This window comes from Methylobacterium sp. A54F (assembly GCF_053346035.1).
This window is the reverse complement of the sequence record NZ_JBKFBF010000005.1, coordinates 1-24,244: the sequence shown is the minus strand read 5'-3', so window position 1 is coordinate 24,244 and position 24,244 is coordinate 1. Positions and strand designations below refer to the sequence as shown.

The following is a 24,244-nucleotide window of genomic DNA, read 5'->3' as shown; positions in this document are numbered from 1 at the left end:
GATTGACAAGGCGCGCCAAGGCTCTAAGTGTCCCGGCACTCGCGTGCGCGGCGGGTTAGCAGACGAGTTGACCGCTCCGCCGGTGCCGCGACGATCTCCTCCGCGTCGGCCGGCCACTTCCCGCGCGCAACGGTTCTCGAGAGAATATGTCTTTTGCCGACCTCGGATTGAGCGACAAGGTCCTCCAGGCCGTAACGACGGCCGGCTACACGGAACCCACGCCGATTCAGGCGCAGGCCATCCCCCACGTCCTCGCCCGGCGCGACGTCCTCGGCATTGCGCAGACCGGCACCGGCAAGACCGCGGCCTTCACGCTGCCGATGCTCACCATGCTGGAGACGGGCCGGGCCCGCGCCCGCATGCCCCGCACGCTGATCCTCGAGCCCACCCGCGAGCTCGCCGCGCAGGTGGAGGAGAACTTCGAGCGCTACGGCACCAACCACAAGCTCAACGTCGCGCTCATCATCGGCGGCGTTTCCTTCGCGGACCAGGACGCCAAGCTGACGCGGGGCACCGACGTGCTCATCGCCACGCCGGGCCGCCTGCTCGACCATTTCGAGCGCGGCAAGCTGCTCCTCACTGGCGTCGAGCTCCTCGTCATCGACGAGGCGGACCGCATGCTCGACATGGGGTTCATCCCGGACATCGAGCGCATCGTGAAGATGGTGCCCTTCACCCGGCAGACCCTGTTCTTCTCGGCCACCATGCCGCCGGAGATCGAGCGGCTGGCCGACATGTTCCTGCACACCCCGCAGCGGGTCGAGGTGGCGCGCCCGGCCTCCACGGCGGAGACCATCGTGCAGCGCCTCGTCGCCACCGGCGGCGAGGGCCACGCCAAGCGCGACCGGCTGCGCCGCCTCATCCGCGGCGAGGCCGAGCTCCGGAACGGCATCATCTTCTGCAACCGCAAGCGCGACGTGGCGCAGCTGCAGAAGTCGCTCGCCAGCCACGGCTTCAGCGTCGCGGCGCTGCACGGGGACATGGACCAGCGCGCCCGCATGGCGGCGCTGGACAATTTCCGCAGCGGCGAGACGCCCCTGCTCGTGGCGAGCGACGTCGCCGCCCGCGGCCTGGACATCCCGGCCGTCAGCCACGTCTTCAATTTCGACGTGCCGCACCACCCGGAGGACTACGTCCACCGCATCGGCCGGACCGGGCGCGCAGGCCGCGAGGGACACGCCTTCACGCTGGTGAGCCGCGGCGACGACCGCTCGCTCCACGCCATCGAGGCCCTGATCGGCCAGCCGATCGCCTGGCTCGACGGCGATCTCGGCAGCCTCGGCGAGGACGAGCCCGAGGGCGAGACCCGCAGCCGCCACCGCGGGCGCACGCCCCGGGGCGCGGAGACGGGCCGCCGCACCCGCGGCAAGGCTTCCTCCGGTGAAGGGCGCGCTTCCGGCGAGGGGCGCAGCGCCAGTGAAGGGCGTACTTCCGGTGAGGGGCGCAGCGCCGGTGAAGGGCGCCCGGCCTCCGGCCGCCGGGCCGCCGCACCGAGCCGCAGCCGCGTCGAGGAGCCCGAGGCGGCGCCCGCGCCGGCTCCCCGCGCCGCGCCCGCCCCGCGCCCGGCGCCGGAGCGCCCGCGCGACGACCGCCGCGGACGCCGCCGCGGCGACGAGGACGAGGGCGCGACGCCCCAGGGCCTCGGCGACCACGTCCCCGCGTTCCTGCTCCGTCCGACGGGCGTGAAAAAGCGCAAGTAGGCCGCACCTTCGGCCCCGAAGCTTAACCCTCCATCCACCGCGGTCGTGCAGGATGGGGGCGACTAAAGTCCTGCCCGCCTGGGCCGGGGCTTGAGAGCTTCGGGAAACGGTAGGCGCATGAGCGACAGCAGCCAGGGTGACCGCGACCGCAGCTTCGCCCTGTCCCGGCGCGCGACGGAGCTGATGCGCGACTACGGCCCCTCCGCGGCGCCGCGCTCCTACACGGTCTGGTACACGTACGTCTCCGGCGAGCAGCCGCTGATGAACGACGCGATCAAGCGGCTCACCGCCCAGAACGGCAGCCTGTCGCCCGCCGACGTCGACGGGTTCTACGAGAGCTATATCGACGGTCGCCGCCTGTCGGCGGCGGCGGATGCCATGAGCGCCGGGCTCCTCACCGAGATCGCGGGCATCATGGAGACCCTCGATCTCTCGCTGGGCTCGACGGCGCAGTTCGGCGAATCCCTCCGGGCCCTGACGCAGGACCTCGCGAGCCCGGCCCTGACCCGCGTGCGCATCCGCGAGATCGTCACGGCCCTCGTCGCCACGACCCGCGAGGTGGCCGCCAACAACAGGACCCTCGAGGCCCGCATGCGCGAGAGCCGCGGCGAGATCGAGACGCTGCGCGAGACCCTGGAGGCGAGCCGGGTCGAGAGCCGGACCGACCCGCTCACCGGCCTCTCGAACCGCAAGGACTTCGAGGAGGCGCTGCACCGCATCGTCGAGACCTCGGCGCAGCGCGGCACGCCCTCGAGCCTGATCGTGCTCGACATCGACTTCTTCAAGCGCTTCAACGACCTCTACGGGCACCTCACCGGCGACCAGGTGCTGCGGCTCATCGGCATCGTCATGCGCGAGCACGTGCGGACCGGCGGCACGCTGGCCCGCTTCGGCGGCGAGGAGTTCGGCATCCTGCTGCCCGACACGGACCGTGAGGCGGCCTGCGCGCTCGCCGAGAAGGTGCGCGTCAGCGTGATGGGCCGGGAGCTCGTCAAGCGCTCGACCGGCGAGTCCCTTGGTAAGGTGACGGTCTCGCTCGGGATCGCGACCTACCGGCGGGGCGACACGCCGGTTTCGCTCCTGGAGCGGGCCGACCTCTGCATGTTCGCGGCCAAGCGCAAGGGGCGCAACCGCTGGGTGGACGACCACAGCGCCGGGGCCCTGTCCGAGGTCGCCTGAGCGGGCCGGATCATCACCCCGCCCTTCGGGCGGGGGGCCAAGGGAGGGGGCCGGTCAGGCCGGCGCGTGCAGCGCCTCGGGGTTCGCCGGGGTGATGGCCACCGACTCGCCGCAGCCGCAGGCCGAGGTCTGGTTGGGGTTGTTGAAGACGAACTGGGCCGAGAGCTTGTTCGTCTGGAAATCCATCTCGGTGCCGAGCAAGAACAGCACCGCCTTCGGGTCGATGAAGACCCGCACGCCGCGATCCTCGATCATGTCCTCGCCGGGCTTCTGCGCGTCGGCGTACTCCATCGTGTAGGACATGCCGGCGCAGCCGCCGTTCTTCACGCCGACCCGCAGGCCGGCGATCGGCCGCTCGGCATCCGCGATGATCGACTTGATACGCTCGGCCGCTGCATCGGTCAGCGACATCACCTTGAAACGCGTGGACATTCGTCTGGCTCTCCGGCGGCCGGGTTCAAGGCCCGGGCGGGTGAGGGTTTGCGGGACATCCGCAAGATAAGCATCCGCGGGGCGCCGGTCCACCGGCGCCGTCGCGGCCGCGTCGTGCTACGCTGCCTCCGCGACCCGGAGAGCACGATGGCCGAGCCCGCACCGCGGCGCATGACGGTGGAGGAATTCTTCACCTGGCAGGAGACGCAGGCCGGCCTCTACGAACTCGTCGACGGGTTGCCGGTGCCGCACGTCAAGATGATGACCGGGGTGAGCATGCAGCATGACCGCGTGGTCGTGAACGTCATCGCCGGCCTCGGGAACCAGCTTCGCGGAACAAGCTTCCGACCCACCACCGCCGCCGTCGCCACGCGCACGGCGATCCAGAACTTGCGCCGCCCGGACGTCACGGTCGAGTGCGGGGCACTGGTTCGCGATACCTACGAGAACCGCGCGCCGCGCCTCGTGGTCGAGGTGTTGTCGCCCTCGACCGCTTCGATCGATCGGATCCGCAAGCTGGACGAATACAGGCGCCACCCGAGCCTCGCCTACATCCTGCTCGTGGAGACCCGCTGGCCGGGGGTGACCCTGTACGAGCGCGGCGACGGTGGCTGGGACACCCGCAGCTTCGAGGGCCTCTCTGACGTGGTTCCCCTGCCGGCGATCGGCGCGGCCCTGAGCCTCGCCGACCTCTACGACGGCCTGACCTTCGAGGCGCCGCCGGACGCGCCGCACCCGCGCTGAGGCCGGCTCACCACATGTCGAGGGCGACGCGGGCCTCGTCGGACATCCGGCTCTGATCCCACGGGGGATCGAACACCATGGTCACGGAGCAGGACTGGACCCCCGGCACGGCCGCCACCGCGTTCTCGACCCAGCCCGGCATCTCGCCGGCCACGGGGCAGCCCGGGGCGGTCAGCGTCATGTCGATCGCGACCTTGCGGTCGTCGTCGATGTCGACCTTGTAGATCAGGCCGAGCTCGTAGATGTCGGCCGGGATCTCGGGGTCGTAGACGGACTTGAGGGCCGCCACGATGGAGTCGGTGAGCCGGTCGAGCTCCTCGGCCGGGATGGCGGAGGCTCCCTCCACCGCGGGGGCGTTGGCGCCGCCGGTGATCGTCGCGTCGGACATGTCTTCAACTCTCAGGCGAACAGCATCTCGGCCTTGGCGAGGGCCTCGGCCAGGGCATCCACTTCCGCACGGGTGTTATACAATCCGAACGAGGCGCGACAGGTGGAGGTGACGCCGAAGCGCGTCAGCAGCGGCATCGCGCAGTGGGTCCCGGCCCGCACCGCGACGCCCTGCCGGTCGATCACCGTGGCGATGTCGTGGGCGTGCGCGCCCTTCACCTCGAAGGCGATGACGCCGCCCTTGTCGCGCGCCTGCCCGATCAGCCGCAGGGCGTTCATGGCACCGAGGCGCTCCTGCGCGTAGGCGGTGAGGTCCGCCTCGTGCGCGGCGATGGCCTCGCGGCCGAGGCCCATCATGAATTCCAGCGCGGCGCCGAGGCCCACCGCCTCGACGATGGCGGGCGTCCCGGCCTCGAAGCGGTGCGGCGGGTCGTTGTAGGTGATCGCGTCCTCGCTGACGGTGCGGATCATCTCGCCGCCGCCCTGGTAGGGCGGCAGCCGATCGAGCCACTCCCGCTTGCCGTAGAGCACGCCGATGCCGGTCGGCCCGTACACCTTGTGCCCGGTGAAGATGTAGAAGTCGCAATCGAGCGCCCGCACGTCGATGGGCATGTGCACGGCGCTCTGCGCCCCGTCGAGCAGCACCGGCACGCCGTGGGCGTGGGCAATGCGCACGATTTCCTCGGCCGGCGTCACCGTGCCGAGGACGTTCGACATGTGGGTGATCGCCACCATTCGGGTGCGGGGCGAGAACAGCTTCTCGTATTCCTCGACGAGGAAGTTGCCGTCGTCGTCCACCGGCGCCCACTTGATGACGGCGCCCCTGCGCTCGCGCAGGAAGTGCCAGGGCACGATGTTGGAATGGTGCTCCATGATCGAGAGGATGATCTCGTCCCCCTCCCCGATCAGGCCCGCCCAGCCCATCGACGAGGCCACGAGGTTGTAGGCCTCCGTGGCGTTGCGGGTGAAGATGATCTCGTCCGTCGAAGCAGCGTTGAGGAACTGCCGCGTGGTCTCGCGGGCCTCCTCGAAGCCCTCCGTCGCCGCGTTCGCCATGAAGTGCAGGCCGCGATGCACGTTCGCGTAGCCCGTCTCCATGCAGCGGACCATCGCGTCGATCACCGCCCGCGGCTTCTGCGCGGAGGCCGCGTTGTCGAGGTAGACCAGCGGCTTGCCGTAGACCGTCTCGGACAGGATCGGGAATTCCTTCCGGATCGCCGCGACGTCGTAGGGGGCTTGGTAGGGGGCCTGGAGGACGGGTGCGTTCATCGAGCCATGCCGGTTGACGACCCTCCCCCCACTGCGGGGGAGGGTGCCTCGCGGAGCGAGGCGGGAGAGGGGAAACCCCGGTCCTCGATGGCTGCGGCGACGGCATCCATCACCCGACCGAGATCGGCGAACACGAGGTCGTTGGGAAAACGGAGGACCTGGAAGCCCTGCGCCGCGAGCCAGGCATCGCGGGCTGCATCGCGCGTCCGGCGCTCCTCCGAGAGGTGGGGCTCGCCGTCGAACTCGACGATGAGGCCTGCCGACGCACAGAGGAAATCGGCGATGTAGGGCGCGACGGGAACCTGGCGCTTGAACTTCACACCCAGGAGCCGGCCGGCCCGCACCTGCTCCCAGAACATGGCTTCGGCGCGGGTCGCGAGCCGGCGCTGCTCGCGAGCCGACGCGCGCAGGCGAGGCGGGACATCGTTCAGCTTCGCGGGTCTCTCCATCAAGCCAAATCCAGCCTCGGGCCTTCCGTCGCTCCCTTCGAGCGGGAGCAACCTGCACGGAGCGGGCCCGGAAAGGCGTGGTCCGTATCCGGACAGGCCGCTCCCCTCTCCCGCCTGCTCCGCAGGCACCCTCCCCCGCGGAGGGGGGAGGGTGTTCTCGCGTCCGTCACCCCCGCTGCGCCAGCCACGCCTCGATCCTGGCGACCAGCGCGGCGCGGGCGCCCTCGTGGCTCACCACCTCGACGGCCTCGCCCAGGAAGGCTTGGACGAGCAGGCTCTCGGCCTGCGGCCGCGGCAGGCCGCGGGCCATCAGGTAGAACAGCAGGTCCTCGTCCGGCGCGCCGCAGGTGGCCCCGTGGCCGCAGGCGACGTCGTCGGCGAAGATCTCCAGCTCGGGCTTGTTCATCATCTGCCCCTCGTCGGTGAGGAGCAGGCAGTCGGACTTCATCTTGCCGTCGGTCTTCTGGGCGGCCTGCCGGACGATGATCTTGCCCTGGAACACGCCGGTGGCGTCGCCGTCGATCACGGTCTTGAACTGCTCGCGGCCGACGCCGCCGACCGCCGCGTGGTCGGCGAGCAGCGTCGAGTCGGCGAGCTGCCCGTCGCCCAGCATCGTCGCGCCGTTGACGATCGCGTTCGTGTCCTCGCCGGCGACGTGCAGGAAGATCTGGTGGCGCGAGAGCACGCCGCCCGTGACCAGGTTGACGGTCTCCAGGCTCGCCCCGGTGTCGAGGCGCACGGACAGGCTGGACAGCGCGATCGCGGCGTTGCCCTCCGCGTTGATGCGGGTGTGCCGGAAGGTGGCGCCCGCCCCCACCACCACGTCGAGGGCGTCGTTGAGCTGGCAGGTGACCCCGTCCGGCCCCTCGTGGCTCTCGAAGAGGGTCACGTCGGCGCCCTCGCCCACCGTCACCAGCGCGCGGGTCGCCGTCGAGAAGGCCGCCTCGCCCGCGCCGACGAAGCGCAGGTGCAGGGGCGTCTCCGGCTTCGCGCCGGGCGCGACCGCGATCACCGCGCCGTCCGCCAGGAAGGCTGTGTTGAGCTGGTAGACCGGGTTCTCGCGGGCCTGGGCCACGGGGGCGAGCTGCCGCAGCGCCGGGTTCCCCTTGGCGAGGGCCTCGGTCATCGGCACCACCGTGACGCCCGCGGGGATGCGGTCGAGGTCCGACAGCGCCGGCACGAGGTGGCCGTTGACGAAGGTCAGGCGCGCCGCCTCGATCCCGGAGAAGCCGGTGGCCCCGGCGACGGCCGCCGCGGCGAGCTCGGCGGAGGGCGCCTCGGCCGGCGGCGCGGCCTCGGTCATCGCGGCGCGCAGGTCGGTGTACTTGAAGGCCTCGACGCGCCGGCTCGGCAGCCCGGTCGCCTCGAAGAACTTGAACGCTTCCTCGCGGCTGATCGTCTCCTCGGCGGCGAAGCTCCGGCGGGAGGCCTCGAACAGCTTCGACAGGCCGGCCTCGGCCGGCGAGCGCAGGTTGGTGATGTCCGCCATGTCAGGCCGCCTCGTTCGCGCGGTACTCGGCGTAGCCGGACGCCTCGAGCTCCAGCGCCAGCTCCTTGCCGCCCGACTTCACGATGCGGCCCTTCGACATGACGTGCACGGTGTCGGGCACGATGTGGTTGAGGAGCCGCTGGTAGTGGGTGATGACGAGGAAGGAGCGCCCCTCGGCACGGAGCGCATTCACGCCCTCGGAGACGATGCGCAGGGCGTCGATGTCGAGGCCCGAATCGGTCTCGTCGAGGACGCAGAACTGCGGCTGCAGCAGCGCCATCTGGAGGATCTCCATGCGCTTCTTCTCGCCGCCCGAGAAACCGACGTTGAGCGCGCGCTTGAGCATCTCCTTGTTGATCTCGAGCCGGTCGGCGGCCGCGTTGACCTGCCGGATGAAGTCGGGCGTCGACAGCTCCGCCTCGCCCCGCGCCTTGCGCTGCGCGTTGAGGCACGCCTTCAGGAACGTCATGGTGCCGACGCCCGGGATCTCCAGGGGGTACTGGAAGGCCAGGAAGATGCCGGCGGCCGCGCGCTCGTCGGCGCCCATCTCCAGGATGTTCTCGCCGTTGAGCAGGATCTCGCCCTCGAGGACCTCGTAGTCCTCCTTGCCGGCGATCACGTAGGAGAGCGTCGACTTGCCGGACCCGTTCGGGCCCATGATGGCGGCGACCTCGCCGTCCCTCACGGTGAGGTCGAGGCCGTTCAGGATGCGGTTGTCCTCGATCTGCACGACGAGGTTCTTGATCTCAAGCATAGTCAGTTCCGAAAGTCAGACATACGAACGAAGAGGGCGGCTCCGGGGCGGCGGGTTCCGCCGGCCCCGGACGGCGCGGGCCCTCAGCCCACCGAGCCTTCGAGGCTGATCGAGATCAGCTTCTGGGCCTCCACGGCGAACTCCATGGGCAGTTGCTGCAGTACGTCGCGGACGAAGCCGTTCACGATGAGGGCGGTCGCCTCCTCCTCGGAGAGGCCGCGCTGCAGGCAGTAGAACTTCTGGTCCTCGGAGATCTTCGAGGTGGTGGCCTCGTGCTCGAACACCGCGGACGCGTTCTTCGATTCGATGTAGGGCACGGTGTGCGCGCCGCACTGGTCGCCGATCAGGAGCGAGTCGCAGTTCGTGAAGTTGCGCGCGCCCTTGGCCTTCTTGTGGGCCGAGACGAGGCCCCGGTAGGTGTTCTGCGAGCGCCCGGCCGAGATGCCCTTGGAGATGATCCGGCTGGTGGTGTTACGCCCGAGGTGGATCATCTTGGTGCCGGAATCGACCTGCTGCATGCCGTTCGACACCGCGATCGAGTAGAACTCGCCGCGGGAATCGTCGCCGCGCAGGATGCAGGACGGGTACTTCCAGGTGATCGCCGAGCCGGTCTCGACCTGCGTCCACGAGATCTTCGAGCGGGCGCCGCGGCAATCGCCGCGCTTCGTCACGAAGTTGTAGATGCCGCCCTTGCCCTCGTTGTCGCCCGGGTACCAGTTCTGGACGGTCGAGTACTTGATCTCGGCGTCCTCGAGCGCGACGAGCTCGACCACGGCCGCGTGGAGCTGGTTGTCGTCGCGCTTCGGGGCGGTGCAGCCCTCGAGGTAGGAGACGTAGCTCCCCTTGTCGGCGATGATCAGCGTGCGCTCGAACTGGCCGGTGTCGCGCTCGTTGATGCGGAAGTAGGTCGACAGCTCCATCGGGCAGCGCACGCCCGGCGGGATGTAGACGAACGACCCGTCCGAGAAGACGGCCGAGTTCAGCGTCGCAAAGAAGTTGTCCGTCACCGGCACGACCGAGCCGAGGTACTTCCGCACCAACTCGGGGTGCTCGCGCACGGCCTCGGAGATCGGCATGAAGATCACGCCGGCCTTCTCCAGCTCCTTCTTGAAGGTGGTGGCCACCGAGACCGAGTCGAACACCGCATCCACCGCGACCCGGCGCTCGGGGGCGATGCCCTCCAGCATCTCGACCTCGCGGAGCGGGATGCCGAGCTTCTCGTAGGTCTTGAGGATCTCGGGGTCGATCTCGTCGAGCGACTGCGCGGCCGGGCGCTTGGGGGCCGCGTAGTAGTAGATGTCGTTGTAGTCGACCTTGTCGTAGGAGACGCGCGCCCAGTCGGGCTCCTTCATCGTCTGCCAGCGCTTGTAGGCGTCGAGGCGCCAGTCCAGCATCCAGGCCGGCTCGTTCTTCTTGGCCGAGATGAAGCGCACCACGTCCTCGGAGATGCCCTTCTCGGACTTCTCCATCTCGATCGTGGTCTCGAACCCGTACTTGTACTGGTCGACATCGATGGCGCGAACGCGATCGACGGTATCCTGCACTGCAGGCATCAGGCTTCTCCTACCGTCACCGGCGTCAAGGGCCGGGGGTTTTCTCGCGAGATGGCGTGCGGCGGCGGCCCCTCAGGCCGCCTCCCCTCGCCGCTTATATAGGGACGAAACCACGCGTTCGAAGGCGTCGAGGAAGCGGGCCCCGTCGCTTTCGAGCGTGTTCCAGCCCATGCTCACGCGCAGCGCCCCCGCGGCCAGCGCAGGGCTCACGCCCATCGCCGCCAGCACGGGGGAGCGCGCGACCTTTCCGGAGGCGCAGGCCGAGCCCGACGACACCGAGACGCCCGCGAGGTCGAGGGCAATCAGGGCCGTCGGGGCATCGAGCCCGGGCACCGCGAAGCTCAGGGTGTTCGGCAGCCGCTCGGCGCCCGCGCCGAACACCACCGCGTCGGGCGCTCGCGCCACCACCGCCGCCGCGAGCCCGTCCCGCAGCCGCCCGAGGCGCCCGGCTTCCGCCGGGAGGTTCGCGCCCGCGATCGCGGCGGCCTCGCCGAGGCCGACGATGCCGGGCAGGTTCTCGGTGCCGCAGCGCAGGCGCCGCTCCTGCCCGCCGCCCCGCACGAAGGCGGCCTCCAGGCTCACGCCCGGCCCGAGGACGAGGGCGCCGACGCCCTTCGGCGCCGCGAACTTGTGGCCCGACAGCGTCAGGGCATCGAGGCCGAGGGCCGCCATGTCGAGGGGGATCTTGCCCACCGCCTGCACCGCGTCGCTGTGGACGAGGGTGCGGCCGTGGCCGCGCGCCAGGGCGACGATCTCGGCGAGCGGCTGCACGACGCCGGTCTCGTTGTTGGCCGCGTGCACGGAGAGGAGCAGGCTCTCGCCGGCCAGCGCGCCCAGGCGCTCGCGCAGCGCGTCGAGATCGACGACGCCGTCCGGGCGCACGGGCAGCACCTCGACGGCCTCGGCCGGGAATCGGTGGCCCGCCGACACGCAGGGGTGCTCGGTCGCGCCAATCAGCAGGCGGGTCGGGGCGGGCTGTCCGGCGCGGACCAGGGCGCCCGAGAGCACCGTGTTCGCGGCCTCCGTGCCGCCGCTCGTGAACACCACCCGCTCACCGGGCGCGCCCACGAGGCGACCGACCTGCTCGCGCGCCCGCTCCACCGCCGCGCGGGCGGCGCGCCCCTCGGCATGGACCGAGGAGGGGTTGCCGGGCAGCGCCAGCGCGCGCGCGACCGCTGCCACGACCTCCGGACGGACCGGGGCGGTGGCGTTGTGGTCGAGGTAGGCGCGGGGCTCGCTCATCAACTCTCCTGCGGCAGAACCGGTGGGTGGCGCTTATCCTTGCGTTCGCCCCCCGTCGTCATGCTAAGGGCCGCGCCTGAGACGCGTTCGACCCGCCGGCGACGAGGCCGTAGCCGATCCGGATCGACCGCGTTGCTGTTTAGAACTGTTCTAATCGCCTAGAACCATTCTAAGAGCGCTTGTAAGAACGCCGGGGCCCGAGTCAAGGCGCGGCATCCGCATCCGTGCGGACCGGCATGGCGGCCGTCCCGCCGCGACAGGAGTTCCAGAGCCCCATGCCCGAGGTCATCTTCACCGGTCCGGCCGGTCGTCTCGAAGGGCGCTACCAGGCCCCCAAGAAGAAGGGCGCGCCGATCGCGATCGTGCTGCACCCGCACCCCCAGTTCGGGGGAACGATGAACAACCAGATTGTGTACAATCTATTCTACACCTTCGCCAACCGCGGCTTCGCGGCCCTGCGCTTCAACTTCCGCGGCGTCGGCCGCAGCCAGGGCGCGTTCGACCACGGCTCGGGCGAGCTGTCGGACGCGGCCGCCGCCCTCGACTGGGTGCAGTCGGTCAACCCCGAGGCGAAGTCCTGCTGGATCGCGGGCGTGTCGTTCGGCTCGTGGATCGGCATGCAGCTGCTGATGCGCCGCCCCGAGATCGAGGGCTTCATCTCGATCGCCGCGATGGCGAACCGCTACGACTTCACGTTCCTCGCCCCCTGCCCGTCCTCCGGCCTGTTCGTGCACGGCTCCGAGGACCGCGTCGCGCCGGCCCGCGAGGTGATGCCGGTGATCGAGAAGGTGAAGACCCAGAAGGGCGTCATCATCGAGCACCAGATGGTCGAGGGCGCGAACCACTTCTTCGACGGCAAGGTGGACGAGCTCACCCAGACGGTGGAGACCTACCTCGACAAGCGCCTCGGCAGCCGGGACGAGGCCGCCTGAACTCGCGAAACCGCAATGGGCTCCCTCTCCCGGGTCGGGAGAGGTCTGCTTTCGCAGAAAGCGGGGTGAGGGATCTCGGACTTTCCCGGCGTGCTCAGGCCGGCTTCTGGGGCGCGTGCACCACCGGGACCGCCGGCGCGCCCTCCCACTCGGTGTGGGCGGGAATCGATTCGCCCTTCATCACGATCGTGAGCGGCCGGAGCCGCGCGTAGTCGCCGACCCGGGTGTCGTACAGCACCGTCGCGAAGGCGCCGACCGAGACACCGCGGCCGATCTCGACGCGGCCGACCTTCATGATGCGGTCCTCGTAGAGGTGGGTCTGCAGCGCCGCGGTGCGGTTGATGACGGCGAAGTCGCCGATCGTCACGCAGTCGAACTCGGTGATGTCGGTGGTGAGCATGCAGACGCCCTGCCCCACCCGCACGCCGAGGAGGCGCAGCATCCAGGGCAGGAACGGGGTGCCCTGCAGGTGCTCCAGGAGCACCTTTCCGGCGAGCCCCCAGTAGGCCACCGCGATGGCCTCGGTGCGCATCGCCCACCACGACCACATCGGACGCATGCCGGGCTGGTAGGCGCCCATCAGGAGCCATTTCAGCCCGATCACCGCCGAGGTCTGGATCAGCGCGATCACGACGCTCGCGAGGACGAAGCTGACGCCGAGGCCGACCCAGTCGCGGGCGAGGATCGCGGGGTAGAAGTAGAAGTCGATGGCCGTGATCGCCAGGGTGATGAACAGCATCGGCGAGAAGGAGGTCGAGAACGCCTCGAACACGCCGCGGCGCAGCTTCGGCCCGAGGCCCGGCTCGTAGGTCTGTGCGGTCGATCCGAGATCGACCTTCTGCCGCACCGGGAGCTTGATCGGCGGCGAGCCGAACCAGGTCTCGCCCGGCGCCATCATCGCGTTGGCGGGCGGCTTCGACTTGATGCCGACGAGGACGTCGTCGGGGATGTCGGCACCGGGGGGAACCACGGCGTCGTTGCCGACGAAGACCCGGGCGCCGGTGCGGGCCTCCCGCAGGTGCATCCAGCCGCGGCGGATCTCCTCCTCGCCGAAGACCACCTCATCGGCGATGAAGTTGCGCGCGCCGATATCCGCGAGGTCGTGCCGGCTGCCGAGGTTCGTCGAGATCTCGGCGCCCTGCCCCATCCGGGCACCCATCAGCCGGTACCAGGCCCGCATGTAGACGGTGGCGAACAGCGAGGAGAGCGTCTCCAGGGTCACCTCGGCGGCGAGCGCCACGAGCCACTTGCGCAGGTAGAGGCCCGACCAGATCGAGACCGTGCCGGAGCGGGCCCGCGGCAGCGCGAGCCAGCGGATCCCGGCGATCAGCCCCACCGTGCCGGCGGTCATCAGCATGGCGGTGGGCCAGGTCAGGAGCGGCAGGTAGAAGTGGTAGTCGACGTCGGTGATCTCGCCGAGAGAATCGCTGATCTGGTCGAAGATGAAGAAGGCCGGGAAGATCGGCAGCAGCCCGATCGCCGGAATCGCGGCGAGCAGCACGAGGTAGATCGCCAGGAAGCCGGCCCGCCTACGGGGCGAGGCGGTGGCGGGCTCCGGCAATCCCGCGACGTCGGCGGTGCCGACCCGCCGGCCCGGGGAGCCGTCCCAGGCCTCCGCGGCGCCGATGCGGGTTCCGGTCGGCACGGTGGTGAGGTCGGCGATCTCGGCATGGTCGCCGATCACCGTGTCGTGGCTCAGCACGCAGGAGGTGCCGATCGCGACGTCGCGGCCGATCTCCACCGTGCCGATCACCAGCTCGTTGCCGACCACCTCGGCGTTCGCCACCACGAGGCGGCCGCCGAGGGAAGCCCCGTCGCCGATCGTCAGGAGATCGGCGGCGCCGACCTCGATGTCCGAGATGAGCGTGTCGCGGCCGACCCTGGCGCCGAGGAGGCGCAGGTAGATCGCGATCGCGGGCGAGCCCTGCAGCCACTTGACGTGGACGAGGGGCGCGAGGCGCTGCGCCAGCCACCAGCGGTAATAGTAGACGCCCCAGAGCGGGTAGCGCCCCGGACGGGTCCGCCCGAGGATCAGCCACTTCGCCGCCACGGCGATGCAGGCGGTGGCGGCGTTGATCGCCACGTAGACGAGGAGCAGGACGGCGAGCTCGCCGAAGAAGCCCATCCCGCCGCCGGTGAGCAGCAGGTAGGTCACGAAGATTCCGAGCCACTGCACCGTCGAGAGGGCGATCACGAAGGGCAGCGCGAGGCCCTGCGCCAGCCCGCACAGGGCGCGCCGCAGGAGCGGGGGCGGGGCGAAGCCGAGGTCGCGCACCGCGGCCTCCGCGCCGGCGCCGCCGGTGCGGGCGATCAGGGCCTCGGCCATCGCCCGCAGGGTGCGGTGGGTGTAGACGTCCGGCAGGGTGATGGCGGCGAGCGCCGGGGTCTCGCGCACCGCCGAGACGAAGCGGGCGGCGATGAGCGAGTGGCCGCCGAGGTCGGTGAAGAAGTCGCCCTCCAGCGCCAGGGGCTGCGGCCCGAAGACCTGATGGGCGGCGGCGAGCAGCGCCGCCTCGGTCTCGTTGGCGGGAGGCTCCTGCTCGCCGTCCGCCGCCACGATGGTGAGAGGCGCGGCGCGCAGGGCCTTGCGGTCGACCTTGCCGGAGGTGAGCCGCGGCAGGGTCGCGACGCGCTCGAAATGGCCCGGCACCATGTAGGGCGGCATCTCGGCCGAGAGCGCCTTGCGCAGGGCCGCGGCATCGAGCTCGGCGCCCCGGTCCGGCACCAGGAAGGCGACGAGGCGGTCGACGCCCTCGTCCTGGCGGAGCACCACCGCCGCCTGCCCGATGCCGGGCCTGCCCGCGATGCGGGCCTCGATCTCGCCGAGCTCCACCCGGAAGCCGCGGATCTTCACCTGGTCGTCGATGCGCCCGTGGAAGACGATGCGGTCGGCCGCGTCGAGGGAGACCGCGTCGCCCGAGCGGTAGAGGATCGGGTCCGAGCCGTCGGAGGCGAAGGGGTTGGGGATGAACTTCTCGGCCGTGAGCTCCGGCCGCTGCAGGTAGCCCCGGGCGACGCCGGGGCCGCCGATGAGGAGTTCCCCGGGCTCGCCGCGTCCGAGGAGCCGCAGGTCCTCGCCCGCCACGTAGACGGTGTAGTTCGGGATCGGCCCCCCGATGGTGACGGGCTCGCCCGGCCGCATCTCGGCGGCGGTCGCCACCACGGTCGCCTCGGTGGGCCCGTAGGTGTTGAACAGCGCCCGGCCCGGGGTCGCCCAGCGCGCGACCAGGGGCTCGGGCAGCGCCTCGCCGCCGAGGAGCACGAGGCGCACGCTCGGCAGGTCCGCCGAGAGCATGGCGAGGAGCGTCGGCACGGTGTCGATCACCGTGCAGCCGGCCTGCGTGAGGATGCCGGGCAGGGCCTCGACGTCGCCCATCATGGCCGGCGAGGCCACGAACAGGGTCGCGCCGACGAGGTAGGGGATCCAGATCTCCTCCATCGAGAGATCGAAGGCGACGGAGGCGCCCTGGAACACCACGTCCTCCGCGCGCATGCCGTAGAGGGCGTTCCCGGAGCGCAGGAAGTGGCAGATGTTGGCGTGGCTGATGACGATGCCCTTCGGCACGCCGGTCGAGCCCGAGGTGTAGATCAGGTAGGCCGGGTGCTCCGGCGTCAGGCCCCGCCCGCGGGGGTCCGGCACCGGCGCGTCCGAGGGGGTGGCGGCGAGCAGCGCCTCGACGGTCAGCGCCGGGGCGGCGTCCGGCGCGCCGGCGCGCAGGGCCTCCGAGACCAGCAGCGCCCGGGCCTCGGCATCCTGCAGGCAGACGGCGACGCGGTCGGCCGGCGCCTCGGCGTCGAAGGGCAGCCAGGCGGCGCCCGCCATCGTGATGCCGATCTGGGCGACGAGGAGGTCGGGGCTGCGGGCCATCCAGAGGCCGACCACGTCGCCCGGCCCGATGCCGCGATGGGCGAGGCCCGCCGCGATGGCGCCGGCCCGCTCCGCCACCTCCGCATAGGTGAGGTGCGGGTGCAGGCCGCCCGGCCCCTTGCGGGCGCCGTCGATCAGCGCCGGGTGGTCGGGGCGCGCGTCGGCGCTCGCCAGGAAGATCTCGGCCAGGACCTCGTCGCGGATCAGCTCCGGCTGCACCGCCCCGCGCAGGACGGCCGGCCCCGCGGGGCGCTCCTCCGCCCGCGGCCGGGTCATCTCGGCGAGACTGCTCATCGGGTGCTCCGCTGCCGGCCGGTCCCGGGCCGGGTTTCCATCCACCGGCCGCTCCATGTCCGGGGATCGTGCCGTTATCGAGGCGGGTCGCGCCCCGGCCGCGGCCATCCGCCCCGGACTGGCACGCGGCGCTTGAACCGGCCTTGAACGGCGCCGGTTCCCGGCGCCCCCGCGGCCTGGCTCACGCCCAGTACCAGTCGCTCCCCTCCAGCACCAGGACGGCGCCCTGGCGGATCCCGATCCGCGGCGCGGCCGCGGGCTGCAGGTGGCCGCGGGCCACCAGGATCGCGCGGGCGACGCCCCCGTGGGCCACCACCACCGTGCAGGGGCCGAACTCCGCCACGGCGGGAGCGACGCGCTCGGTGAGCATGGCGTAGCTCTCGGCGCCCGCCCCGGGGGGCCGGTAGGACCAGCGGTTGCGGTCGCGCGCGGCCGCCCCCGCCGGGTCGCGCCTTCGGATCTCCGCCCAGGTCAGGCCCTCCCAGGCCCCGAAGGAGATCTCCTTCAGGCGCGGGTCGAGGCCGAAATCCTCCCGCGGCAGGTCGAGGCTCGCGCGCACGATCTCCATGGTGCGCCGGGTGCGGGTGAGCGGGCTCGCCACGAAGGCGGCCGCGGCGAGCCGGTCGCCGGCGACCCGCCGCAGGCGCTCGGCGGCCTCCGCCGCCTGCGCCTCGCCGAGGGCGTTCAGGGGGGTGTCGCGCTGGCCCTGCAGGCGGCCCTCGGCGTTCCAGTCCGTCTGGCCGTGGCGAATGAAGAAGATCGTCGACACGCGCTCAGGCCCGGCCCCACGGCTGCGCGGAACGGCTCAGCCTGGCGCTCGTTGTCGGTGTCAACGCGGTTCTCCCCATATCCGCTGCGCGACGCGTGCCGGCGCTCCCGCCCTCCGACCGGAGGGCACGCCCGGCTCCACGGCGAGACAGGTGGCATGCCGAAGAAACACCGCAAGCGATCCCAAGGCCAGCGCGCCGCCGGCCCCGATGTGACAAAAGAGCCCGACAGCCACCGCCACGCCGCCCGCGATCGTCCCCCGTCCGCGACGCTCTGGGCGCGGGCCGCCGAGGAGATCGCCGAGACCGCGCCGGCCTTCGCGGGCGGCCACGCCCCGCCTCGCATCCCGGCCGCCCAGGGCATCGTCACGATCGAGCCCGGCGAGCCCTGCAGCCTCGCGGCGATCGACCCCGACGCCGACGGCGGCCTCGACAAGGCGGAGGCCAAGCAGGCGCTCGACGTGGAGCGGGGCCGCATCCGCGCCCTGCAGGAGCGGCTCTACGCCGAGCGGACCCGGAGCCTCCTCGTCGTCCTCCAGGCGATCGACACCGGCGGCAAGGACGGCACCATCCGGGCGGTCCTCGAAGGGGTGAACCCGCAGGGCTGCTCGGTCGCCTCGTTCAAGGTTCCGTCGAGCGAGGAGCGCGACCACGACTTCCTGTGGCGCTACCACAAGCGGGCGCCGGCCCGCGGGATGATCGGCGTGTTCAACCGCAGCCACTACGAGGACGTGCTCGTGGTGCGCGTGAAGGACATCGTGCCGGAGCCGGTCTGGCGCGCCCGCTACGGGCTGATCAACGACTTCGAGCGCCTGCTCACGGCCTCCGGCACGGTGGTGCTGAAGTTCTTCCTGCACATCTCGAAGGCCGAGCAGAAGGAGCGGCTGGAGGCCCGGATCGCCGACCCGGAGAAGCACTGGAAGTTCGATCCGGCCGACCTCGTCGAGCGCAGGAGCTGGGACGCCTACCAGGCCGCCTTCGAGGACGCGCTCGGCCGCTGCTCGACCCCGCAGGCGCCGTGGCACGTGGTGCCGGCGAACCGCAAGTGGTTCCGCAACCTGGTGATCGCCCGCACCATCGCCGACACGCTGGAGGCGATGGACCCGCAATTCCCGCAAGCCCCCGAGGGCATCGCCGGCATGCGCGTGCCGGACTGAGCTATCGGGCTCAGTCCTTGTCGAGGCTGAGGTCCGGCGCCTCGGGGTTCTTCATGCCGACGACGTGGTAGCCCGCGTCGACGTGCAGGATCTCGCCCGTCATGCCCCGGGACATGTCGGAGATCAGGTAGGCCGCCGTCTCGCCGACCTCGTCGATGGTGACGGTCCGGCGCAAGGGGGCGTTGTACTCGTTCCACTTCAGTATGTAGCGGAAATCGCCGATGCCCGAGGCCGCGAGCGTCTTGATCGGGCCCGCCGAGATCGCGTTGACGCGGATCTTCGAGGGGCCGAGATCGGCCGCGAGGTAGCGCACCGAGGCCTCAAGCGCCGCCTTGGCGACGCCCATGACGTTGTAGTGGGGCATCCACTTCTCGGCGCCGTAATAGGTCAGCGTCAGCAGCGAGCCGCCGTTGCGCATCAGCTTCTCGGCGCGCTGCGCCACGGCCGTGAACGAGTAGCAGGAGATGAGCAGCGACTTCGTGAAGTTGCCCTCGCTCGTCTCGATGTAGCGCCCGGTCAGCTCGTCCTTGTCCGAGAAGGCGATGCAGTGGATCACGAAGTCGATGCCGTCCGGAAAAACGCCGGCGGCGGCCGCGAACACCGCGTCGATCGAGGCCGGGTCGGTGACGTCGCAATGGCCGACCACGTGGGCGTCGAGCTCGCGCGCCAGCGGCTCGACCCGCTTCTTGAGGGCATCGCCCTGGTAGGTGAAGGCGAGCTCCGCGCCGTGGGCCCGGGCGCTCTTGGCGATGCCCCAGGCGATCGAGCGGTTGTTGGCGACCCCGAGCACGATCCCGCGCTTGCCGGCGAGCAGCCCGGTCCCGGTGGCGCGTGCGCCGACATGGTCCTGAGCCGGGGAGATATCCGCCATGTGTCACCTGAGCCTGAGCCGGCGCCCCCGGGTCGCGGCGGGGCCGGCGCTTCGTCAGAGGCTCTTAGCGGAGGCGGGCGGGGGACGGAAGTCCGCGCGCGGCGGGCATCCGCCTCGCGCCCCCTACTCGGCCTTGGCCTTGCGGCGTTCCTGGGCGTAGGCGGTCAGCGCCGCGTCCTCGCCCGCCGGCAGGGTGACGGCGGTGGTGGCCAGGAGGTCGCCCCGGCTGCCGTCCTTCCTGGGCAGGCCCTTGCCGCGCAGCCGGAAGGTGCGGCCGGAGCCCGTCATCGGCGGCATCCGCATCTCGACGGCCCCGGTCAGGGTCGGCACCCGGATGGCGCCGCCGAGCACCGCGTCCTCCAGGGGCACTTCGACGGTGGCGCGCAGGTCCGCGCCCTCCACCTTGAAGCGCGGGTGGGGCAGCACGCGGATCGTCAGGAGCGCGTCGCCGGGCTCGCCGCGCGGCCCGGCGGAGCCGCCGAGGCCGCGCAGCCGGATGGTCTGGCCGTCCACGACGCCCTTCGGCACGACCACGTCGACCTCGCGGCCGCCGGGCAGCGACAGCCTCAGCTTCTCCTCGGAGCCGACCTGCTCCAGGGTGACGCTCAGCTCCGCCGCGACGTCCTCGCCGCGGGCGGGCCCCCGCTGCGGGCCGGCGCCCGCGCCGGGCCCCGCCCCGGCCGACCGGAAGGCCTCGCCGAACAGGTGGGAGAAGATGTCCTCCCCGAAGCCCCCCGCGTTGCCGCCGGGCGCCCCGGCGCGGCCGCGGGCCATGCCCTCGAAGTCGAAGCCGCCCCCGCCGCCGCCGCGCCCGCCCCCGAACCCGGAGAAGCCCTCGAACCCGCTCGCGCGCGGACGCCCGTCGGCGTCGATCTCGCCGCGGTCGAACTGGCGCCGCTTGTCCGGGTCGCCGAGGATCTCGTAGGCCGAGTTCGCCTCCGCGAAGCGGTCCTTCGCCTTGGCGTCGTCCTTGTTGCGGTCGGGGTGGTGGGTCTTGGCCAGCCGGCGATAGGCCTTCTTGATGTCGGCCTCGCTCGCGCCCTTCGGCACGCCCAGCACGTCGTAGGGATTGCGCATCGGTCTCTTGCAGCTCGTGCCGCCCGGGTCGCGGGCTGGTCGGGATGAGGATCTCACCCCTGATATGTGGGCGTGTTGCTTCTATGCAACGCTCCGGCCGGCAAAACTCTGCGCGTCGGCGTTCCGCGTCAAGCTGGCGCCCCGCGGCCCGGGGCTGCGAGGTCGCGCCGATGCCGCGCCACCACCGCCCCCAATTCCCACCACCCTCATTCCGGGGCCGCGCAGCGGAGCCCGGAATCCAGACCCGCCGAGGCGACAGGACGAGGCGGCGTCGGCGGCTCTGGATCCCGGGCCCGCCTTCGGCGTCCCGGGATGACGGGGGTTGGTGTCACAGGCGCGCCGAGAGAACCGCCTCACCGGCCGGATGAACCGCGTCGTCAGTCTGGGGCGCCGCAGGCGAACCCGGAATCGAGACCCTTCGACGGCGCGAGGTCCGGCAAGCGTGGCGGCCCTGGATCCCGGCCTTCGCTGCGTGGCCCCGAGATGACGGCGAGGAGGGGCCAATTGGAGCGATTGCCCGCACAGGGCTAGGCGCCGGCCCGCACAGCGGTACGCCGCGGTGAAGGCGCGATCGGCCCAACGGTGCGGATGGCTGGTATGGGTGGTTTCCCGCCGGTCCGCTTTCAGAAACGAGGTCCGAAGAAGCAGACGTTCGCCTGGCACTCGCCACCGGACGTGCATCAACGCTCAGAGAAAGTCATCCTTCGATCAGCCTACCGCATTACCCTAAGCGCGTTTTCGCCGGCGGCCCCGACGGTTAATCAATCCCCTGCAAGCGCCATGTCTGGTTCAAAGTCGTGTAGTTTTCCTCTGCCCAGACACATAGGCCTGCGAGCGGTTTTGCAAGGCTTAGCCCAAGCGGCGTCAGCGAATACTCGACCATGGGTGGCACGACCGGGTATACCTTGCGTTTGACTAGCTTATCCTTTTCGAGCCCACGCAGCACCTGCGTCAGCATCTTGGGAGAGATCTTTCCGACCTGATGCTGAAGCTCAGTGTAACGCTTTGTGCCTTGGCTTAACGCGTACAGCACCAGCAACGTCCACTTATTGCCGACGCGGGCGACGACCTGATGCGCCGGGCACTCGATGTTGAAGACGTTGATCTCGCGCACGCGCTCCAGCGCCGAATCGGGTTCCATCGTTGCTCTCCAGAAGCGGCTGCCTTGCCGCCAGATTTTTTGAGGCGTAAACCGTTGTTCTATCAGATTTCTTACCGATAGGTAATAGCTACACTTTTCGGTGCATTCTTCCAAACGGGTAGCGGCAGAGGTACCTCAAGCCATGCCCGAAGGTCGACCCGGTCCGGTCGCCCAGGCAGCGGTTCGAAAGAGGATCTCGCCATGAACATGCACACGCCAACGCTTACGCCCAAGCTCGCGCCGGCCGTCGCGGCATACCTCGACGGCGCCCCCAAGCTCCTCATCGACGGCAAGCTGGTGTCGGCCAAGGCCGGCGGCCTGATCGACGTTCGCGACCCCGCGACGGCCCAGGTCGTGGCCCGAGTGCCCGAGGCGCGGGCTGAGGACATCGACGACGCCGTGCGTGCGGCGCGCAGGGCGTTCGACCACGGTCCGTGGAGCCGGATGACCGCGGCGGACCGCGGAAGGCTGGTCCATCGCCTGGGCGAGATCATCGAGCGCCACGCGGAGGAGTTCGCGCAGCTGGAGTCCCTCGACAACGGCAAGCCGATTGCTGAGGCCCGAGCCGCTGACATCCCGGTCGCCTACAACACCTTCTACTACATGGCCGGCTGGGCGACGAAGATCGCCGGCTCGACCCTGTCGCCGTCGGTACCAGGCGAGGTGTTCTCCTACACCCTGCGCGAGCCCGTCGGCGTGGTCGGCCAGATCATCCCGTGGAACTTCCCCCTGATGATGGCGGCCTGGAAGCTGGCGCCGGCGCTCGCGGCCGGCTGCACCGTGGTGCTGAAGGCCGCCGAGGACACGCCGCTCTCGGCCCTGCGCCTCGCCCAGCTCATCGTCGAGGAGGCCGACTTCCCGCCCGGCGTGATCAACATCGTCACCGGTTACGGCGAGGGCGCCGGCGCGCCGCTCGCCGCCCACCCGCTCGTCGACAAGATCGCGTTCACGGGCTCGACCGAGGTCGGCAAGCTGATCGTCAAGGCGGCAGCTGGGAACCTGAAGCGGGTGACACTGGAACTGGGTGGCAAGGCGCCGACCATCGTGTTCCCCGATGCCGACCTCGACCGCGCCATCCCGGGCGTCACGCTGGGCAGCTTCTTCGCCCAGGGCCAAGTCTGCGTCGCCGCCACGCGGATCTACGCCCACAAGAGCGTCTTCGACAAGCTGATGCAGGGCGTGTCCGACGCCGCCGCCAAGATCAAGGTCGGGCCGGGCCTCGACCCGACGACGCAGATGGGCCCGCTCGTCAGCGCCGAGCAGCTGCAGCGCGTGACGGGCTACGTGCAGTCCGGGCGGGACGAGGGCGGCCGAGTGCTGACCGGAGGCGAGGGGCTGCCGGGCAGCGAGGGCTACTTCCTCAAGCCGACCATCTTCACGAACGCCAACCCGGACATGCGGATCGTGCGCGAGGAAATCTTCGGCCCCGTCGTCGTGGCCCAGGCGTTCGACGACAGCGAGCTCGAAGCGCTGGCCGCCGAGGCCAACAACACCGAGTACGGGCTCGCCGCCAGCGTCTGGACGCAGAACGCGAGCGTGGCCCACAAGATGGCCAGGCGCATCAAGGCCGGCACGGTCTGGCTCAACTGCCACCACGTGTTCGACCCGGTCCTGCCGTTCGGCGGCTACAAGCAGTCGGGCTGGGGCCGCGAGAACGGGGCCCAGGCGCTGGAGAACTACCTGGAGACCAAGGCGGTGACGATGGCGCTCTGAGGCGCGCCTCCGACGAAACCGGCGGGCCGCCACGACGTGGCCCGCCCGGATCGCACGACCGGGAGAGGTGGAATGAAGGCGCTCGTCATCGACAAGTCGGGAGACCGAAGGACCGTCGCGCTGCGCGACTTCCCGGTCGGGGAGCTCATGGAGGGCGACGTCACGGTCCGGGTCTCGCACTCGACCGTGAACTACAAGGACGGCTTGGCCATCACGGACAAGGCGCCGGTGGTGCGTCGCTTCCCCATGATCCCGGGCGTCGACCTCGCCGGGACCGTGGAGAGCTCGTCCCACCCGGACTTTAAGGCCGGGGATGCGGTTGTCCTCAACGGCTGGGGCACAGGCGAGACCCATCTCGGCGCCTACGCCGAGCTGTCCCGGGTCAAGGGCGATTGGCTCATCCCGCTCCCCAAAAGTCTCTCCCCGGCCGATGCCATGGCCATCGGGACGGCTGGGTATACGGCGATGCTCTGCGTCATGGCGTTGGAACGCCATGGGCTGACCCCTGAGGATGGTCCCGTCCTGGTGACGGGTGCGGCGGGCGGCGTCGGCTCGATCGCGGTCACCCTGCTGGCCGGCCTCGGCTGGCAAGTCGTGGCGTCGACCGGCCGGCTGCAGGAAGCGGAGTTCCTGAAGGGCCTGGGAGCTGCCGAGATCATCGACCGCACGGAGCTCACGGGTCCCGGGAAGCCGCTCGGCAAGGAGCGGTGGGCTGCTGCCGTGGACTCGGTCGGGTCGACGACCCTGGCTAACGTTCTCGCGACGACCCGGTACGGCGGCGCCGTCGCGGCGTGTGGCCTCGCTGGGGGGATGGACCTGCCGGCAAGCGTCGCATCCTTCATCCTTCGCGGCGTTTCGCTCTTCGGCATTGACTCCGTGATGGCACCGAAGGCGAAGCGTGTGGAGGCCTGGCAGCGTCTCGCAAAGGACCTCGACCGAACGAAACTGAAGGGGCTGACCCGGACCGTCGACTTAATCGACGTCATTCCGGTTGCCCATGATATCGTCACCGGGCAAGTGCGCGGGCGCGTTGTCGTGAGGATCGCCTGACGGCTGCTTTCGGGCAGGAAGCAGGCCAACGTGAACGACTGAATTGGGTCGATTTCGTTGAAAAACTCGTTGGCGGCCGAGATCGGAGAGGGGCGGGATGAGCCCTCGCCCTAGGGCTGGGTGTCGCCAGCCAGTCAGGCCGGGCTCGGCTGCGGGATCGGAAGGAGCTTTGCGAG

General features: G+C 70.8%; 20 protein-coding genes. 7 read left to right on the top strand and 13 right to left on the bottom strand.

Annotation, left to right across the window (positions count from 1 at the left end; all coding sequences use genetic code 11):
* Nucleotides 1-146 precede the first annotated feature (146 nt).
* Complete coding sequence (locus tag ACLBXP_RS09815) at nt 147-1,700, top strand: DEAD/DEAH box helicase (protein WP_447667455.1); 1,554 nt, start codon at nt 147-149, stop codon at nt 1,698-1,700.
* A 117-nt stretch (nt 1,701-1,817) separates the two neighbouring features.
* The gene (locus ACLBXP_RS09810; protein ID WP_447667454.1) at nt 1,818-2,879 is read left to right on the top strand and encodes a diguanylate cyclase; all 1,062 of its coding nucleotides are present in this window, start codon (nt 1,818-1,820) and stop codon (nt 2,877-2,879) included.
* 54 nt (nt 2,880-2,933) lie between these two features.
* Here ACLBXP_RS09810 and sufA read toward each other — a convergent pair whose 3' ends face one another.
* Nucleotides 2,934-3,311, bottom strand: a complete 378-nt coding sequence (gene sufA, locus ACLBXP_RS09805; RefSeq protein WP_447667453.1) for a Fe-S cluster assembly scaffold SufA — start codon at nt 3,309-3,311, stop codon at nt 2,934-2,936.
* A 147-nt stretch (nt 3,312-3,458) separates the two neighbouring features.
* Here sufA and ACLBXP_RS09800 point away from each other — a divergent pair, with 147 nt between their 5' ends.
* Nucleotides 3,459-4,055 (top strand): Uma2 family endonuclease, encoded by a 597-nt coding sequence (locus ACLBXP_RS09800; protein ID WP_447667452.1) that lies wholly within the window; start codon nt 3,459-3,461, stop codon nt 4,053-4,055.
* A 7-nt stretch (nt 4,056-4,062) separates the two neighbouring features.
* On the opposite strand, the gene ACLBXP_RS09795 is transcribed toward ACLBXP_RS09800, so the two are convergent.
* From ACLBXP_RS09795 to ACLBXP_RS09765, 7 genes are all read right to left on the bottom strand, one after another.
* Nucleotides 4,063-4,443, bottom strand: coding sequence for an SUF system Fe-S cluster assembly protein (locus ACLBXP_RS09795; protein ID WP_447667451.1), 381 nt, complete (start codon nt 4,441-4,443; stop codon nt 4,063-4,065).
* 11 nt (nt 4,444-4,454) lie between these two features.
* The gene (locus ACLBXP_RS09790) at nt 4,455-5,711 is read right to left on the bottom strand and encodes a cysteine desulfurase (protein ID WP_447667450.1); all 1,257 of its coding nucleotides are present in this window, start codon (nt 5,709-5,711) and stop codon (nt 4,455-4,457) included.
* Nucleotides 5,708-6,160, bottom strand: a complete 453-nt coding sequence (locus ACLBXP_RS09785; RefSeq protein WP_447667449.1) for an endonuclease domain-containing protein — start codon at nt 6,158-6,160, stop codon at nt 5,708-5,710. Before ACLBXP_RS09785 ends, ACLBXP_RS09790 begins: the two co-directional genes overlap by 4 nt.
* A gap of 166 nt (nt 6,161-6,326) precedes the next feature.
* Nucleotides 6,327-7,649, bottom strand: coding sequence for a SufB/SufD family protein (locus ACLBXP_RS09780; protein WP_447667448.1), 1,323 nt, complete (start codon nt 7,647-7,649; stop codon nt 6,327-6,329).
* Between the two features lies 1 nt (nt 7,650).
* The gene (sufC, locus tag ACLBXP_RS09775) at nt 7,651-8,403 is read right to left on the bottom strand and encodes a Fe-S cluster assembly ATPase SufC (protein ID WP_447667447.1); all 753 of its coding nucleotides are present in this window, start codon (nt 8,401-8,403) and stop codon (nt 7,651-7,653) included.
* An 83-nt stretch (nt 8,404-8,486) separates the two neighbouring features.
* Nucleotides 8,487-9,956 carry a Fe-S cluster assembly protein SufB gene (gene sufB, locus ACLBXP_RS09770; protein WP_447667446.1) on the bottom strand — a complete coding sequence of 490 codons (1,470 nt, stop codon included), beginning with the start codon at nt 9,954-9,956 and terminating at the stop codon, nt 8,487-8,489.
* A gap of 72 nt (nt 9,957-10,028) precedes the next feature.
* Nucleotides 10,029-11,198, bottom strand: a complete 1,170-nt coding sequence (locus ACLBXP_RS09765; protein WP_447667445.1) for a cysteine desulfurase family protein — start codon at nt 11,196-11,198, stop codon at nt 10,029-10,031.
* A 275-nt stretch (nt 11,199-11,473) separates the two neighbouring features.
* Between ACLBXP_RS09765 and ACLBXP_RS09760 the strand changes: the two genes are divergently transcribed.
* The gene (locus tag ACLBXP_RS09760) at nt 11,474-12,130 is read left to right on the top strand and encodes an alpha/beta hydrolase (RefSeq protein ID WP_447667444.1); all 657 of its coding nucleotides are present in this window, start codon (nt 11,474-11,476) and stop codon (nt 12,128-12,130) included.
* 94 nt (nt 12,131-12,224) lie between these two features.
* On the opposite strand, the gene ACLBXP_RS09755 is transcribed toward ACLBXP_RS09760, so the two are convergent.
* A complete protein-coding gene (locus ACLBXP_RS09755; RefSeq protein WP_447667443.1) occupies nt 12,225-16,292 on the bottom strand; it encodes a Pls/PosA family non-ribosomal peptide synthetase in 4,068 nt (1,355 codons plus the stop codon).
* Between the two features lie 181 nt (nt 16,293-16,473).
* Complete coding sequence (locus ACLBXP_RS09750; protein WP_447667442.1) at nt 16,474-17,061, bottom strand: histidine phosphatase family protein; 588 nt, start codon at nt 17,059-17,061, stop codon at nt 16,474-16,476.
* A gap of 156 nt (nt 17,062-17,217) precedes the next feature.
* On the opposite strand from ACLBXP_RS09750, the gene ACLBXP_RS09745 reads away from it, so the two are divergent.
* On the top strand, nt 17,218-18,216 hold the full coding sequence (locus ACLBXP_RS09745) for a polyphosphate kinase 2 family protein (protein ID WP_447667441.1): 999 nt from the start codon (nt 17,218-17,220) through the stop codon (nt 18,214-18,216).
* 10 nt (nt 18,217-18,226) lie between these two features.
* On the opposite strand, the gene fabI is transcribed toward ACLBXP_RS09745, so the two are convergent.
* The 3 genes from fabI to ACLBXP_RS09730 all read right to left on the bottom strand — a co-directional run bounded on the left by fabI (nt 18,227) and on the right by ACLBXP_RS09730 (nt 21,305).
* Nucleotides 18,227-19,087, bottom strand: a complete 861-nt coding sequence (fabI, locus tag ACLBXP_RS09740; RefSeq protein ID WP_447667440.1) for an enoyl-ACP reductase FabI — start codon at nt 19,085-19,087, stop codon at nt 18,227-18,229.
* A gap of 123 nt (nt 19,088-19,210) precedes the next feature.
* Nucleotides 19,211-20,164 (bottom strand): DnaJ C-terminal domain-containing protein, encoded by a 954-nt coding sequence (locus ACLBXP_RS09735; RefSeq protein WP_447667439.1) that lies wholly within the window; start codon nt 20,162-20,164, stop codon nt 19,211-19,213.
* A gap of 757 nt (nt 20,165-20,921) precedes the next feature.
* A complete protein-coding gene (locus ACLBXP_RS09730) occupies nt 20,922-21,305 on the bottom strand; it encodes a winged helix-turn-helix transcriptional regulator (protein WP_447667438.1) in 384 nt (127 codons plus the stop codon).
* Nucleotides 21,306-21,506: 201 nt separating this feature from the next.
* Between ACLBXP_RS09730 and ACLBXP_RS09725 the strand changes: the two genes are divergently transcribed.
* Both ACLBXP_RS09725 and acuI read left to right on the top strand, forming a co-directional pair.
* Nucleotides 21,507-23,018: an aldehyde dehydrogenase family protein gene (locus ACLBXP_RS09725; protein ID WP_447667437.1), complete on the top strand. Its 1,512-nt coding sequence runs from the start codon at nt 21,507-21,509 to the stop codon at nt 23,016-23,018.
* A 72-nt stretch (nt 23,019-23,090) separates the two neighbouring features.
* On the top strand, nt 23,091-24,068 hold the full coding sequence (acuI, locus tag ACLBXP_RS09720; protein ID WP_447667436.1) for an acrylyl-CoA reductase (NADPH): 978 nt from the start codon (nt 23,091-23,093) through the stop codon (nt 24,066-24,068).
* Nucleotides 24,069-24,244 lie beyond the last annotated feature (176 nt).

Excerpts from the sequence above, each read along its gene's own strand:
- ACLBXP_RS09815 (WP_447667455.1), top strand. The coding sequence starts at position 147 with ATGTCTTTTGCCGACCTCGGATTGAGCGACAAGGTCCTCCAGGCCGTA.
- ACLBXP_RS09810 (WP_447667454.1), top strand. The coding sequence starts at position 1,818 with ATGAGCGACAGCAGCCAGGGTGACCGCGACCGCAGCTTCGCCCTGTCC.
- sufA (WP_447667453.1), bottom strand. The coding sequence starts at position 3,311 with ATGTCCACGCGTTTCAAGGTGATGTCGCTGACCGATGCAGCGGCCGAG.
- ACLBXP_RS09800 (WP_447667452.1), top strand. The coding sequence starts at position 3,459 with ATGGCCGAGCCCGCACCGCGGCGCATGACGGTGGAGGAATTCTTCACC.
- ACLBXP_RS09795 (WP_447667451.1), bottom strand. The coding sequence starts at position 4,443 with ATGTCCGACGCGACGATCACCGGCGGCGCCAACGCCCCCGCGGTGGAG.
- ACLBXP_RS09790 (WP_447667450.1), bottom strand. The coding sequence starts at position 5,711 with ATGAACGCACCCGTCCTCCAGGCCCCCTACCAAGCCCCCTACGACGTC.
- ACLBXP_RS09785 (WP_447667449.1), bottom strand. The coding sequence starts at position 6,160 with ATGGAGAGACCCGCGAAGCTGAACGATGTCCCGCCTCGCCTGCGCGCG.
- ACLBXP_RS09780 (WP_447667448.1), bottom strand. The coding sequence starts at position 7,649 with ATGGCGGACATCACCAACCTGCGCTCGCCGGCCGAGGCCGGCCTGTCG.
- sufC (WP_447667447.1), bottom strand. The coding sequence starts at position 8,403 with ATGCTTGAGATCAAGAACCTCGTCGTGCAGATCGAGGACAACCGCATC.
- sufB (WP_447667446.1), bottom strand. The coding sequence starts at position 9,956 with ATGCCTGCAGTGCAGGATACCGTCGATCGCGTTCGCGCCATCGATGTC.
- ACLBXP_RS09765 (WP_447667445.1), bottom strand. The coding sequence starts at position 11,198 with ATGAGCGAGCCCCGCGCCTACCTCGACCACAACGCCACCGCCCCGGTC.
- ACLBXP_RS09760 (WP_447667444.1), top strand. The coding sequence starts at position 11,474 with ATGCCCGAGGTCATCTTCACCGGTCCGGCCGGTCGTCTCGAAGGGCGC.
- ACLBXP_RS09755 (WP_447667443.1), bottom strand. The coding sequence starts at position 16,292 with ATGAGCAGTCTCGCCGAGATGACCCGGCCGCGGGCGGAGGAGCGCCCC.
- ACLBXP_RS09745 (WP_447667441.1), top strand. The coding sequence starts at position 17,218 with ATGCCGAAGAAACACCGCAAGCGATCCCAAGGCCAGCGCGCCGCCGGC.
- fabI (WP_447667440.1), bottom strand. The coding sequence starts at position 19,087 with ATGGCGGATATCTCCCCGGCTCAGGACCATGTCGGCGCACGCGCCACC.
- ACLBXP_RS09735 (WP_447667439.1), bottom strand. The coding sequence starts at position 20,164 with ATGCGCAATCCCTACGACGTGCTGGGCGTGCCGAAGGGCGCGAGCGAG.
- ACLBXP_RS09730 (WP_447667438.1), bottom strand. The coding sequence starts at position 21,305 with ATGGAACCCGATTCGGCGCTGGAGCGCGTGCGCGAGATCAACGTCTTC.
- ACLBXP_RS09725 (WP_447667437.1), top strand. The coding sequence starts at position 21,507 with ATGAACATGCACACGCCAACGCTTACGCCCAAGCTCGCGCCGGCCGTC.
- acuI (WP_447667436.1), top strand. The coding sequence starts at position 23,091 with ATGAAGGCGCTCGTCATCGACAAGTCGGGAGACCGAAGGACCGTCGCG.